Origin of the sequence: Nostoc sp. PCC 7524 (assembly GCF_000316645.1) — a bacterium.
Taxonomy (GTDB): domain Bacteria; phylum Cyanobacteriota; class Cyanobacteriia; order Cyanobacteriales; family Nostocaceae; genus Trichormus.
On the sequence record NC_019684.1, the window covers coordinates 4,835,438 to 4,850,061 of the forward strand.

Annotated in this window: 12 protein-coding genes; 9 read left to right on the forward strand and 3 right to left on the reverse strand. The window is 42.4% G+C overall.

All coding sequences use genetic code 11. The features are described from left to right. Positions 1-231 precede the first annotated feature (231 nt). Entirely contained in the window at positions 232-1,314 is a 1,083-nt protein-coding gene (locus NOS7524_RS19480) for a DUF4350 domain-containing protein (RefSeq protein ID WP_015140200.1), read from the reverse strand. Then, a complete protein-coding gene (locus tag NOS7524_RS19485) occupies positions 1,311-1,916 on the reverse strand; it encodes a DUF4129 domain-containing protein (RefSeq protein ID WP_015140201.1) in 606 nt (201 codons plus the stop codon). Before NOS7524_RS19485 ends, NOS7524_RS19480 begins: the two co-directional genes overlap by 4 nt. A gap of 369 nt (positions 1,917-2,285) precedes the next feature. Between NOS7524_RS19485 and NOS7524_RS19490 the strand changes: the two genes are divergently transcribed. The 8 genes from NOS7524_RS19490 (at position 2,286) to NOS7524_RS19520 (ending at position 9,065) form a co-directional block, all read left to right on the forward strand. Further along, positions 2,286-3,722 carry a sodium/glutamate symporter gene (locus tag NOS7524_RS19490; protein WP_015140202.1) on the forward strand — a complete coding sequence of 479 codons (1,437 nt, stop codon included), beginning with the start codon at positions 2,286-2,288 and terminating at the stop codon, positions 3,720-3,722. Between the two features lie 196 nt (positions 3,723-3,918). Further along, positions 3,919-4,104 (forward strand): hypothetical protein, encoded by a 186-nt coding sequence (locus NOS7524_RS29600; protein ID WP_144050892.1) that lies wholly within the window; start codon positions 3,919-3,921, stop codon positions 4,102-4,104. Between the two features lie 224 nt (positions 4,105-4,328). Further along, positions 4,329-5,039, forward strand: a complete 711-nt coding sequence (locus NOS7524_RS19495; RefSeq protein ID WP_015140203.1) for a Uma2 family endonuclease — start codon at positions 4,329-4,331, stop codon at positions 5,037-5,039. Positions 5,040-5,122: 83 nt separating this feature from the next. After that, positions 5,123-5,920: an alpha/beta fold hydrolase gene (locus NOS7524_RS19500; protein WP_015140204.1), complete on the forward strand. Its 798-nt coding sequence runs from the start codon at positions 5,123-5,125 to the stop codon at positions 5,918-5,920. 3 nt (positions 5,921-5,923) lie between these two features. Further along, the gene (locus NOS7524_RS19505; protein ID WP_015140205.1) at positions 5,924-6,472 is read left to right on the forward strand and encodes a hypothetical protein; all 549 of its coding nucleotides are present in this window, start codon (positions 5,924-5,926) and stop codon (positions 6,470-6,472) included. 84 nt (positions 6,473-6,556) lie between these two features. Further along, the gene (gene tmk, locus NOS7524_RS19510) at positions 6,557-7,183 is read left to right on the forward strand and encodes a dTMP kinase (protein WP_015140206.1); all 627 of its coding nucleotides are present in this window, start codon (positions 6,557-6,559) and stop codon (positions 7,181-7,183) included. A 21-nt stretch (positions 7,184-7,204) separates the two neighbouring features. Beyond that, complete coding sequence (locus NOS7524_RS19515) at positions 7,205-8,173, forward strand: DNA polymerase III subunit delta' (RefSeq protein ID WP_015140207.1); 969 nt, start codon at positions 7,205-7,207, stop codon at positions 8,171-8,173. A 151-nt stretch (positions 8,174-8,324) separates the two neighbouring features. Next, the gene (locus tag NOS7524_RS19520; protein WP_015140208.1) at positions 8,325-9,065 is read left to right on the forward strand and encodes a DUF1995 family protein; all 741 of its coding nucleotides are present in this window, start codon (positions 8,325-8,327) and stop codon (positions 9,063-9,065) included. Between the two features lie 93 nt (positions 9,066-9,158). On the opposite strand, the gene NOS7524_RS19525 is transcribed toward NOS7524_RS19520, so the two are convergent. Next, positions 9,159-12,077 (reverse strand): zinc-dependent metalloprotease, encoded by a 2,919-nt coding sequence (locus NOS7524_RS19525; RefSeq protein WP_015140209.1) that lies wholly within the window; start codon positions 12,075-12,077, stop codon positions 9,159-9,161. 408 nt (positions 12,078-12,485) lie between these two features. On the opposite strand from NOS7524_RS19525, the gene NOS7524_RS19530 reads away from it, so the two are divergent. Further along, positions 12,486-14,204 carry a pentapeptide repeat-containing protein gene (locus NOS7524_RS19530; RefSeq protein WP_015140210.1) on the forward strand — a complete coding sequence of 573 codons (1,719 nt, stop codon included), beginning with the start codon at positions 12,486-12,488 and terminating at the stop codon, positions 14,202-14,204. The last annotated feature ends 420 nt before the right edge of the window (positions 14,205-14,624 follow it).

Below are 14,624 nucleotides of genomic sequence, written 5' to 3' on the forward strand. Positions count from 1 at the left end.
TCATTGGGGATTGGGGATTGGGGATTGGGGATTGGGTACTGGGGATTGGGGATTGGGTAAAAATTTTACCTTGTCTACTTTGTCTACCTTGCGTCCCTACTCCCTAATTTCTCATTGCAACTTATGGAGGTTACTGTACCTCAGAAAATCCAGAATGACTATATCAAATCATTACAAGTGGGCAGCCAAAATCAGCGTAGAAAAATATACCCAATCTCCAATCCCCAATCCCTAACTTTCTCTCACTGTTCGCCATTTCCTCAACCAGCTGATTAAGTCTCTTTGACTGACACGGCGTTTTATGGCTTGTAACTTTAATGCTGCATCTAATTCGGTAGCACTTTTACCTGTTTTTTGTGTCCAAAGGTTGAGCAAAACTTGATGTTCTAGGGGTACAGCTTCTAAACCTAAAGCTTTTTGGAGTTGGATTTGTTCTTCCTTGCCCACCATCTCTAACACAAAGTCGCTGGATTCGGCTTTTTGTAAGACTCCTGCTAACGCTTGGATGTAGGCTTCGCTGTTGTCGATTACTGGTGTTTCTAAAGCGATGGGTTTACCAAAACGGCGATTCTGTGACCAGATTAGCACTAAGAGTAAAACGCCAGCCTGTATCAACGCAACTAACAAGGGTGTATTAGCCAAATAACTAATTAAATTTCCTTGCCCTTCGCTTTCTCTGACATCAGCATCTTTGTAGCCGTGGATATATTCATCTACAAATAGTTGCTTGTCTTTTTGTTTGACTAAACTGGCTAAATATTCAAAATTATTTAATTCGTCTTGGTAGGCGTTGGCGGCTAAATAGGGGGTGGTAGAAAAAACTACTGTTCCTTGTGGGCGCTTCTCTTGCCAAACTATAGCACCGAAGCGATCGCCTAATGAAATTTCTCCCTGTTTTGCTTTTTGATAACGTCTACGAGTAGCAATCTTTACATCACCCACAGGCGATTTCTGCACGGTGTGAAAGTTGCCTGGACTTACTGGTGTTCTTACACCCAAAATTACTAAATTATTCCCTTTTCTTAACCATTCTTGTTCATCAGGTGATAAATTTGCCTCTCTTTGGTAGTTATATATTCTCAACAGGGTGGCTGGTTTGGCTTTAGCAGTCAAATTACTCATCGGCTTTTGCCAACGCTGAATATTAGTGCCTTGCTGCTGCATATAAGCATACCAAGCACCGTAACCATCGGCAGCACGGCTATAAGTAGAACCAGTATAAATTTGTGTAGTAGGGGCAGCGATAAAGCTGAATATAGCTAAAACTACTATAGCGATCGCACCTAGCCAAACAGTGCGTTTTGAGCGTTTCATTGTTGGGTAATCTCCCGGTAGGCTTGCTGACACTGTTCATAATTTTCTGGCAACATCTCTGTATTGCCAAAACATAATTGTTCGTGGGTGGTAATTACAGTTTCGTAAGGTTGGATGGCAGTTTGGGATAATCGCAGCAATTGCAGATATTCAGCATCGGTACGACTGGGTTGATGCAGGAGAATTTTTTGCTCGTGTAAGTGTTGTAAAATCGCCAAATAAATACAACGGCAAGCCTCACGATAGTTACCTTGACGGTAAAGTGCTTGCGATCGCTCTAACCAAGTTGTTACAGATAAATCTTGGGTAGGTGTGTTTGTCCTAGCACGATTCCCTTTACCACCAGCCAAGCGTGAATATATATATGGACTGAATGTTTGCCAGAATTGCCAAATTAACCAAGTCACGCATAAAACCACTACCAGCCAGAATAAAAACTTGAATAAATTAGCTAACCACGGACTGAGTTGCCAATCAGGATTCCATTCTGGTAGCACTCTTTGAAAGCGGTAAGATTGGTATTCAAACCATTCTCCTACTTGCTGCTGGAACTGAGACAGTTGCCAACTCCAGCTAGTTTTTTCAAAAGCTTCTGTAGACATAAATAGAGATTAGAGAGGAGATAATATCAAGGTAGTTATGATTGCAGTTAAAAGAGTCTATTAAAGCACGAAGGAAATAAAGTTACCATCTAAGATAGCTAAAAACTTCACAAAATAGGTTTGTGTTTTTGCCTAACCTCTAACCTCTGTAAAACTATGTCAGTCGGTGGGAAAAAACACAACTATGTTAAGAAAAATAAACTAGGCTCAAACCCTCTTCCCTCCTGCCTCCTGCCTCCTGCCTCCTGCCTTGCCATAGCGATAATTTTTAACACTGAGCTACTTAGTAGTATTCAAAATGGCATAATCAAGAGTTAGCGTATGTCTGCAATTTGCTCCTACTGCTAACGACAACCTGCAAAAAACACTATGTTCAAACTCATAGACGTATTTTGGGCTTATATTCTTCTGGCTATATTAATCCTGGTGGGGCGGTGGATTAGACAACGCTTGTGGTTCTTGCGATCGCTCTACATCCCCAGTTCCGTTGTTGCTGGTATAATTGCTTTATTGCTGGGAGGTGGTGCGCTTGGTGCTGTTGTCAAAGCTATCAATCCAGCATCTCCCCTAGTTAAAGGCATATTCCCAGAAAATATCCAGGCTGTATGGTCACAGTCTCCTAGCATTTTTATTAACATCGTCTTTGCTACTATATTTCTCGGACAGTATGTGCCAGGGTTACAGGAATTTTGGCGGAAAGCTGCGCCACAAGTAGCTTTTGGTCAAACGATCGCCTGGGGTCAATATGTAGTAGGATTGCTACTAGGAATCACCGTATTAACGCCGATTTTTGGTTTACCGCCGATTGCCGCCTGTTTAATTGAAATCGCCTTTGAAGGGGGACACGGCACAGCCGCCGGCATGGCACCAACTTTTACAGAATTAGGATTTGTCGCTGGTGCTGATTTATCTCTAGCTTTGGCAACGGTGGGGCTGGTTTCGGGAGTGATTGCAGGGACAATTTTGATTCAGTGGGGAAGAAGCACAGGACGCATTCAAATTAGCCGTGAACCCTTAGCTGAGTCAGGAAATACAGATAGTCATGCCCCAGAAGAACACCCTAGTATTAAAGTCGCCAGAGAAAATTTATTTCGGGAATTACTGATTGATCCATTATCTCTCCATTTTGGTTTTGTGGGACTAGCGATCGCCTTCGGTTGGCTAATTTTAGAAGCCTTGCGCTGGATTGAATCCATAACATGGGGTAGAGGTGGATTGCAATTGATGACTTACGTGCCGTTATTCCCCATTGCTTTGATTGGTGGCATAATTGTACAGTATATACTGATACGCACAGGACGCACCTACTTAATTAGTCGTCCCCTGATGGAGCGCATTGGCGGGTTAGCATTAGATGTCACAATTGTCACAGCATTAGCAACCATTTCTCTTTCGGTACTGGGTGATAATCTCGCGCCTTTCCTCGTTTTGTCAATTGCTGGCATAGCCTGGAATGTCTGCGCTTTTATATTTTTAAGTCCCCGTCTTTTACCTTTTTATTGGTTTGAACGTGGCATTGGTGATATGGGACAATCAATGGGTGTCACTTCCACAGGATTGTTACTATTGCGAATGGTAGACCCAGATAACCGTTCTGGTGCTTTTGAGAGTTTTGCTTACAAACAATTGCTATTTGAACCCATCGTTGGTGGAGGCTTATTTACTGCTGCCGCACCGCCTTTGATTGCCAAGTTTGGACCTATCCCAGTTTTGCTATTAACAGCATTTATCCTGACATTTTGGCTAATATTTGGTTTCTATAACTGTAAGCAACTACGCCAGCATGACTTAGCCGGAAAAGTCTAATACAGATTGCTAGTCGGGAAACCCGCCCAACGCACTGGCTCCCCTGTAAGGCTACGGTGTACACACAAGTTGAAAGTTTTTATAGGTAAGAAAAAATCACCGATACAGATGAGTTTAGCTTGGGATAAGCAGAGGGTAATTGAAAGTACCCAAGTTTATGAGGTAGTAGTCTAACTCCCAAATTTAACTATGATTAGTGATTATTATAGTAATTGATGAAACTCTTCTACCAAAGCATTTTCAGGATGTTCCTATGCAATGCGATGCCTACGGTGATGCTCCGCCTACGCAAATCATCATCAATCAGCAAGATTATGATAGTAATAACATCTGTGCATCCAATCTCAGAGATTGTTTGAGAAGTGGTTGCCTGTGTTTTTAAACACTTGTTGATCCCCCCTAAGCCCCCTTAAAAAGAGGGGAACTAGAATCAAAGTCCCCCTTTTTAAGGGGAGCCACTGTGTTGAACGGGTTTCCCGGCTTGTTCCCGTAGCGTCTCGTAGAGAAGCAAGTGGCGTGGATTTAGGGGGTGAAAGTATTTGATACATCACCAGGGACTTTGCAAACAACCTCTAAGACGAGATTAACTTTAGCCCCAATTAAGTCATGCCAGTTGCCCAAGAATTAGAACCAGCAGCAGATATAATATTTCCACCAGGAAATATTGAAAGTCACGAACCACCATTGGAAAGCGATTTACATCTACGCCAGATTATTCTGTTATTACAATGTTTAGAATTGTGGTGGCAAAACCGCAATGACTTTTATGCTGCGGGAAATCTGACCATTTACTACAGCCAACGTCAACTTAAATCAGAAGAATTTCGCGGCCCTGATTTTTTTGTGGTGCGAGGATGCGAAAGAAAACCCCGCAAAAGTTGGGTAATCTGGCAAGAAGACGGTAAGTATCCCAATATCATTGTTGAGTTGCTTTCATCTTCTACAAAATCCACAGATAAAGGTTTAAAAAAACAAATCTACCAAGATATTTTTCGCACACCGGAGTATTTTTGGTTTGACCCTAATAATTTAGAATTTGTCGGGTTTCATTTAGTAGATGGAAATTACCAATCCATAGAACCAAATTCCCAAGGTTGGTTATGGAGTCAGCAGTTAGATTTATATTTGGGTGTACAGAACAATCAATTACGCTATTTTACGGCACAAGGGGAGTTAGTGGCGACACCGGAAGAATTAGCAGCACAAGAAAAACAGCGTGCTGAACAAGAAAAACAGCGTGCTGAACAGGAAAAGCAACGTGCAGAACGCCTAGCCGCTAAGTTACGAGAATTAAATATTGACCCAGATATTCTATAAAATTATTGCATAAATTCATTCCTTTCCTCTGTGATTAAATAAAGAAGTTTTAAACTACAGAGACACAGAGGACACAGAGGAATATGCCCAAGGTACAGCTAAACGAAGTTGATTTTTTCTACGATATCAAAGGTAAAGGAGAACCTTTGCTTTTAATCTCCGGTTTTACGTGCGATCATTCCTATTGGTCGGTAATCTTGCCATTGTTGACTTCCCAATATCAAGTCATTCTTTTAGATAACCGAGGTGTAGGAAGGAGTTCCGCACCAAATATTCCCTACACTATTCAAGAACTAGCCCATGATGCAGCTGCATTACTTGAATATCTAGGGATTGATAAAGTACACGTTGCTGGTCATTCTATGGGTGGACAAATTGCCCAAGAATTAGTATTAGCATATCCACACAAAGTTAAAAGTCTGATACTACTATCTTCTCTCGCTAAGGGAGATGAGCGATTTAATAGCATAGTTGAAACTTGGGGTGAACTTCCTAAACATATAGATAAGCGGCTTTATCAAAAGATTTTATTGTCCTGGAGTTTTAGCGATACTTTTTATGCAAATTCAGAAATAATAGAACAGCTGATTGAATGGGCTGTACATTATCCTTTTGCACCCCAAACTCATAGTATTTATCTTCAAAGTCAAGCTATCATTAGTTGCGATACTACTAACCGTCTGCACAATATTCTTTGTCCTACATTAGTATTAGTGAGTAAACAAGATATTCTCACACCCATTAAATTTTCTGAGGAATTAGCCCAAGGGATTCCCCACGCTAAGTTAGCGATTCTTGATTGTGGTGGTCATGGTTTTATGATTGAATCACCGCAGATTGTGGGTACAGCTATGCTGGATTTTTTAGCCCAACTTAATTAACAAATGAAACCATTATCACAGCAAGCCTGGAAAATTCACCAGCGTTTTTTAGAATTACGTTCCCATTGGCTGACTTTGATTGGGGAACATTTGGAAGACCATCAAGGGCAAATGTTAGAATACTGGCGCGTTGAAAAAGCAGATTCTGTTGTGATGATACCACTTCAATCTCATCACTTAATTTTGCCACCTCCAAGTTACAGATCCGGACTAGGAGAAATGACTTTAGATTTTCCAGGTGGACGCGTCCCCCCAGAACAAAAGCCGGATGCAGTAGTACCAGCAATTCTGCAAAGAGAACTAGGCATAGAAGCTACAACCATCAGTCAAGTTATACCCTTAAATACTGAAGGTTGGGCGGTGAATAGTTCGTTTTCTAACCAACGACTTTACGGTTTTGTGGTTCATCTCCAACCCACACCACCAGTTGCTACTGAGTATGTAGGGGCAATTTACCCAGCAACCGCCACAGGTGTGGGTGATTTACTTCAGCGTCTTACCTGTCTGCAATGTCGTGCTGTTCTCATGGAATGGTGGAGAAATCAAAATTAGTTCATAGTCATCCCTTAGAATTACCTTTGGGAGATTTGCAGCGATCGCGTAGACTGATAAAACGATGGCAAACATGAAAATAGCATGGGTGGCAGATTTATTGTATTTGAAGGGGTAGAAGGTTGCGGCAAAACTAGCCAAATGCAGCTTTGTGCTAAGTGGTTAGAAAGTTTGGGAATACCTGTAATTATCACCCGTGAACCTGGGGGAACGGAGTTAGGTTGGCATTTGCGCCGTCTGTTGTTAGAGAAGACGGAGGATCAACCAATTGCTGAGGTGACAGAATTATTATTATATGCGGCCGATCGCTCGCAACACGTTGCCCAAGAACTGAAACCCAATTTAGCAGCAGGCAAATATATTTTATGCGATCGCTACATTGACTCTACCATTGCCTACCAAGGTTATGGTCGGGGTTTGGATATGACTTTAATTCATCAATTAAATCAGATTGCCACTGGTGGGTTAACCAGTGACCTGACTATCTGGTTAGATGTAGATGTAGAAGTAGGATTTGCCCGTAAAGGCAAAGATGGATTAGGATTAGACCGCATTGAACAAGAAACAATTGCTTTTCATCGTCGTGTGCAGCAAGGTTATGCAGATTTAGCTGCATCTTCTTCACGAATTATTAGGGTTGATGGCAATTTGAGTAAGGAAACTGTACACCAAATCATCCAGGGAATTGTGCGTGAACACCTGAATGTGTAACACAATTGTCATAATAAATAAATGACTCATAACCCGTTCACACCACTGGTAGGACAACAGCAAGCCATTGAATTATTGACTCAGGCTGTCAAACAAAACCGAGTCGCGCCAGCTTATATGTTTGTCGGTGCTGATGGGATAGGACGAAGTTTAGCAGCGCGGTGCTTTGTCGAGTTGTTATTTGCTAGCTTTGTGGAAGCGCAATTGATTCCATCGTTACAACAACGCTTGCGTCAAGGCAATCACCCTGATGTCTTATGGGTACAGCCGACTTACCAGTACCAAGGACAAAGACTCACAGCCGCCGAAGCCGCAGAAAAGAAACTGAAACGCAAAGCGCCGCCAATTATTCGCCTAGAACAAATTCGGGAAATTACCGAGTTCCTCAGTCGTCCCCCCCTAGAAGCACCGAAAAATGTAGTAGTGCTGGAAGAAGCCCAAACAATGGCAGAACCAGCAGCCAATGCTTTACTCAAAACCTTAGAAGAACCAGGAAAAGCCACAATCATTTTAATTGCACCTTCTCCTGAGTCGGTGTTGTCTACTTTAGTGTCGCGTTGTCAAAAGATTGCTTTTTCTCGTTTAGATGCAGTGTCTTTGACTCAGGTACTCACCCAAACAGGCAATCAAGAAATCCTACAATATCCGGCAATTTTGAGCATAGCAGCTGGTAGTCCGGGAAGTGCGATCGCTGCTTACGAACAATTACAAGCCATCCCTACCCAATTACTACAAGACTTGATCAAAGCACCTAAATCTAACCGCAATGCTTTAGAATTAGCCAAGCAAATCAATCAGGATTTAGATACAGAAGCTCAACTGTGGCTAGTAGATTATCTCCAACAATCTTACTGGCAGCAATGGCAGCAACCAGCAATTATCAATCAGTTGGAGCAAACCCGTAAATATCTACTGACTTACGTCCAACCCCGTCTAGTTTGGGAATGTACATTATTATTTCTCTATCAAACTCTCAATGGGCAGAATTGAGATTGGGGATTGGGGAAGCAGGGGAGCAGGGGAGCAGGGGAGATGAGGGAGATTAGATTTTCAATGCCCCAATCAGCACTTTTTACTCTTGCTGAAAATCAGAGCTAATCCTGAAACAATAGGAGTATGTGCAACATAAACATCATAAATTATGCCTGAACTTCCAAACACTTTAGAAGATGCGATCGCCCAGGCGCGTGAAGCTACCAAAGCCGCTTTAGCAGATGGTTATACCCGCTTACAAGTTGAGCTACTGTTTCCTGAACTCAAGTTTATGCCTGTGGCAGAACAATTTCTGCCTTTGTTTTCTGAATATGAATCTCGCTTAAAAATCTTTTTTGCTGATGCTGGTGCATCTGCTTTAGCCCGTCGTGATTGGGCAGATGTCCCCTTTCAAATTTTAGATATTGGGACAGGAAGAATTGCGTCCATCCAATCCAAAGTGCAGCCAGAAGATGAAATTTTCTTATTCGTCGCCCCTACTTCTGTAGAAGTGCCGCAAGTAGAAAAAATTTGTGAAATCATAGGCGATCGCCCCCTTGTCATGTTAAACCCGCGTCTAGAAGATCCGGGAACTGTGGGCATCGGTTACGCCGCCAGACAAACCCGCCAGCGTTTTATCAGCAAGATTGAATCCTGCTATTACCTGCGTCCGGTTGATGATGAAACAGCTGTCTTCCGTTGCTACCCTGGATTATGGGAATTGTGGGTAGAAAATAGCGGCACTTGGCAAAAATTTGCTGAACTACCCAAAAAGCCATCAGGCGATGAAATAGATATCATTCTCACCCAAGGACAACAACAAACATCCACAGATAGCACTGTAGCACCTGCCAGAAAACCCAATGTCTTCAAGAGTTTGCAACGCTTTATTAAAGCGTTAAGTAGTTAAGTATAAGCAGAGGTAGCAGAAAGAAATATTCTTCGCTGCTACCTCATTTAGTAGCATATGATAAAGAGCTAATTCCCTATGCCCAATCCCCAACTAATTACCCTGCAATGGGGCATTTAAAGCTTTCTCAATGCGATCGCGGGTTTCTAAAAGGTGGGCTTTCGTATATGCGTCGCTGGTTTTTACTTGCTGGAGTTTACTTTGCAGTTGTTTAAGTTTATACCAAGCTAGCGAACGAGCATCTTCTGGGACGTATTCTCGCCGTAATACCATCCCAATTAAAATGTCTAAATATTCCCTTTGTAACCCTCTCCGAAAACTGCTAATTTTCATGGTTCCGCCTTTTGGTTGGAGTACCTCCGTCCAAATCCCAGCCTGTAAAGTATCAAAAAGCTCTGGTAATGCCAGTGCTTTATCTGGTGGGCTTTTGATTTCGAGATCCTTGAGTTGGGAGAGGCGATCGCCTGCCAGCAATTCCCGCAAGACTGCACTCTGCAAGAACAATACTAAGTCATGAACGGGATAATCTAAACGCCCAATTTGAGGAAAACTACTCCAGTGCAGCCACCGTGAAGGTGCTAATTTATTCAGCAAGTCTGGGGGAAAATTCAGGGCATTCTCGTCAAATACATAGGTTTGTAGCGTTTTTAATGCCTGCCGTTGCTTTTCGATGGGGACTGATTCAAATGGTAATCGTTGTTTACTAGATGCTCTGTCTTGAGCTTGCAGTCGGTAAAAAGATTGTCCACCTATATATTTGGTAGCGTGGAAGATGCTGCGAACATAATGACTGAGGATGGTATTAAAGCGATCGCTCACATCGCTGTAGCTGTCACCCGCCAAGGGGAAACGTTTGTTGAGGCGTTCCCACATGAGTCGTGAGTTGTCTAGCTGCCACTGAGAATAAACTAGCACGTTACTACTATAATCCCAAGCATCAGCCGTGGGATCAAGACCATAGACATCCTCATCGGTGGCGTAACTTAATTCAGGTTGTTCCGATTTTTTAGCGATTTCTTGCAGCATTGGCTGTTCTGCTTTAGGGGTTGCAGCCTGAATGGGGGTGTAACCATACTGAATTGCCCACTTATCGTAAACCCCCACCATACTAGGAAAAAAGTCTCCCTGCCTTGTTCCTTGGGGGGCAATGTTGGGGGGAATATAGTCCATCACCGAAGTTGTCAAACCTCTAGTGCTGGTAATCTCCTGATTGTTCATTTCTTCCGGTGTTAGGAAAGTGCTACCCCGGAAGTTGTGGCGTAAACCCAGAGTATGACCGACTTCGTGGGCAATAATTAAACGTAAATATTGATGGATGTATTGTTGTACTTGTTTTTGGCTAGGTACAGCATCTTGTAGTAGTGACATCGCCATCGCACCAAAGGCGAAGTTATTAGCTGCTTCCATGCCATAACAAATATCATATTTGCGAGTTAATATAGATAACCGATGTAAAAAGCTATTTGACTCAGTTGTGCTTTGATCTTTGGTAGTTATGCCACGATTACAAAGTTGGCGATCGCGAATTAATGCTGATAACGAAGTTCGAGTCTTGGTTTGATTAGGTTGGATAAGTTGGCGATAGTTACCTTTGAGATAGCGGACAAAGCTGGCATCGACTAAGATATCTGCATCTAAAATTTCCCCAGTTAAAGGATTAACGCGGGATGGCCCCATAGCAAAATAACCATCGACTGTGTTGATCCAGCGAATGGTATTGTAGCGAATATCTGCTGGATGCCAAGTTACATTGTCTGGCATTTGCCTCGCTTCGATTGCATCCTGAAACCCCGCTTTCAGGAAGGCTTTGTTCCACATCAGTATCCCTTCTTTAATGGCATCGCGATATTCTAAAGGGACGGCGTTGTCAATCCAGAAGACGATGGGTTTTTTCGGTCGGGATATGGGTGCGTTGGGGTCTTGTTTTTCTAAATGCCAGCGATTAATGTAGCGGACAAAAGGATCATCGCGGTCATTTTTCGATAAATCTTGGTAGGCAGTGAGAAAATAACCAACCCGTTCGTCAGCTAACCGGGGGCGGTAATTGTTGTTGGGCAGTTGTGAGAGACTATAGTGAACCCGGAGAGTGAAACCACGATTGTCAGCTAGGGCTGTAAAAAAACCCAGCATGGGATTTCCAGGGTTGCTACTACCTGAGAAGTTCAAGACTGACTCAACTTCTAAGTTTTGCGGAAAAACTTGAGCATCACCAAGATATGATTGCTCTGTGTTGGCGCTCAAGCCTATACCGACAGCTAATCCTGACAAGTCTGTCAGTAGTAAGTCCCCTAAGTCAATCAGTAAAGTTTTGCGTTCTGGATGAATACTTTTAATCGACAAAGAGTAAAGAACAGAATCACTAAAGGAACGGGCAAGCGATCGCGCTTGGGGATCACCTTCACGAGTGCGAAAATTCACATTCCGCACAACAAAATATAAGTTTTTATCTACTCTCTTGAAATAAAACAAAAAGTCTTGTAATGGCAGTCCACTGTAAATCCCCCATTCACCAATGCCAGATTCCAGGGTAGCAGTCGCTAAGTAATTTTTATTAAGTTGTTCTGGTTTGACTTCCAGATAAATTTTATTCTTTTCTTTATGGCGATATACAGTAAATAATCCCTCTAATTTTTCCGTATCTTTAGTTACTTCATCAAATTCTTCCAAATCATCTTTTTTTTCTGGTTTAGTTTCGGTGTTGGGTTTCTTTCCTGGTTTATCTGTAGGTTTACCAACTTTTAATAATGGTTGCTGACTTGATTGTTTGATATCATTCACCACCCAAAAGAATGGTTGGCTTTGTGCCTGTTGATTTTGATCAATTACCCAGACTTGTTTCGGCATCCGCACTAAGGACTGATGCAATTGCTTGGTACTATCTGTTACATTTATTGTCCGAGTGTCATGTAATGTTTTCCTGACTGCACTATGAGACACTGATTGGGCATTTGCAGTTGTGATTCCTAAAAATAAACCATGTAGCAACATGACATAAAAGATTAGCCTATTCATTCCGTTCATCCCTGATCACAATAATTAATTTTTAATAATGACTTTTAGTCTAGTTTTGCTGTAGTATTTTTCCTAACTATGTACTTTGTAGCAAACATTACGTATTATTTTGACCTCAGTTTAGTAGGCTTGCAGAATCATTGACATCATATCTTAGCCAAAATTGTGAAAAATGTATGTTTTTTCGGGAAAAATGTTCATATTTGCGCGTTAAAAATTTAATTTTATCAAGAGAAAAATCTCTCCGACGGTAGGTTAATCATTACCAATGTCTTGTCAAAATCAAATACTTTGCTTGATTTTATACACTATTTTTGAGTTAATCGGCTATATCACTAAATTAATTTCTGCAATTTGGTATAAATTTTTGACTTTAAATTCAGTAATAAGTATTAATAGATACAAAATATGTCAAATTTACCTCAAGTTTGGAAGCTATTGCAAAATTACGTTAAAGGTACAAGGTCACAAGATAGACCAACAAAAAGACATTTGGTATCAACAACAGTTGTACCTCTCAAAAATGGTGTGCAGAGGCGAGACAAAAATGTCAACCTTTATCAAGGTAACTTACAGAAAGAAAGATTACTCCAAAGATTGCAAACCAGTTTAGAAGCATGGACAAAACCAGGAGATAATCACAGGTTTAATATAAGCGATCGCCAACTGTATGCAGAAATTTATGATTTACTAGGCGATGGGGGATTAAGCGCCGAAATTGTTCAAAAGCTCATAGACTTTCTCATCACTAACAACCAATGGCAACCTCTGCTACTGTTTGAGCGTTTAGAAGGCTTTTATGAACGTTGGTGTCGGGGAGAATTCATTGATGCACTTCCCACTGATAACTTACCTCAACGCAAATTGCTGAAAATGTTAGCACAGAATCAGGCGATCGGGCTGAGGCAAGTAGATATATACACAGGATTGAACGTACTAATTTTACTGTTAGAATTACATCGCCACGTCCAACAACAAGACGAACTGCGATCGCACATCAACTTTTATCCCTCCAGCCAACCAGATACAGACAGCTTTTTTACATCCCAATTGCTGCGGGTGATTTACTATAGCGATGCCATTGAAATTGGTAACTTTAGTAATATTGTCGGGCAGTTTCTCAAAGGCGCTAACTTTCGAGGTGCATACTTGGGTGATGCCAACTTAACTGGTGCTAACTTTCAAGGTGCAAACCTGAGCGGTGCATACTTAGGTGATGCCAACTTAACTGGTGCTAACTTTCAAGATGCTAACTTAGCCGGGGCAAACTTGGGTGATGCTAACCTCAGTGGCGCTAACCTCAGTGGCGCAGACTTGAGTAGTGCCGACCTGAGCAGCGCCAACCTCACAGGTGCAAATCTCACAGGTGCTACTTTGTATCGTACCGACTTCAGCCGTGCCGACCTCAGTAGTTGCCATCTCAACGATGCCGAAATGGGTCACGCTGACTTGAGTGGCGCTAATCTCAGAGATACTCAACTTTGCCGCACCAACCTCACAAATGCAATTCTTTTTGGCGCTAATCTCAGCGATGCTAACCTCAAACATATTAACCTCAGCCACGCCGACCTGTGCCGCGCCGACTTAAGCGGTGCAGACTTATCCCACGCCATCCTCAACGGTACTAACCTCAGCGACACAATTTTATTTAGTACCAACCTTACAGATGCCAGCCTCATGGCCGCTGACCTCAGTTATGCCAAACTCAACGGTGCTAAACTCATCGACGCTAAACTCAACGGTGCAATGTTTCTGGGTGCAGATCTCAGTGGCGTAGACCTGAGTCGGGTAGTTCTCAACGATGCCGATTTAAGTGGCAGCATTCTCAGCGAAGCCGACTTGAGTAGTGCCGACCTCAGCGATGCCATTTTGTTGGGTACCGACCTCAGTTTCGCCAACCTTAATAGCGCCAACTTAAGCGGTAGCAATCTCAGTGGTGCCATGCTCAATGGTGCAGACTTAAGCGAAGCCAATCTCAGCGATGCCATTCTGGAAGATACAGACTTAAGTGAAGCCAACCTAGAACAAATGACCTGGGGTGAACAGCAACAATGGGAAGGCGTGCGGGGTTTGGATACGGCGTTGAATGTACCGGAGAGGTTAAGGGTGCAGTTGGGGTTGAGTTAGGTAGGTGACAGGTGACAGGTGACAGGTGACAGGTGACAGGTGACAGGTGACAGGTGACAGGTGACAGGTGACAGGTGACAGGTGACAGGTGACAGGTGACAGGGAATGGGGTTTTGATCCAAACTGCTGGTAGTTCACCCAACAAACTGTGCGGAGTTTGTAGTGTACCCCTGCTCTTAAGCAAGCTACGCGAACGCGTAGCGTGTCGCAGAGAGGGCTAAAGCCCTTACTACAAACTTATTTACCCTGTAAAATATTTTTAATGAAATTAACTATTAAAAAAAGTAAATTAATAGTTAGATGCGGTAGAAAGCCATACACAATCATTTGTTTATTACTCCCCTGCTCCCCTGTCCCCTGTCACCTATTTTACACTTGACATTATTTATGGTAAAATCTACCATAATAGAAACAACCACT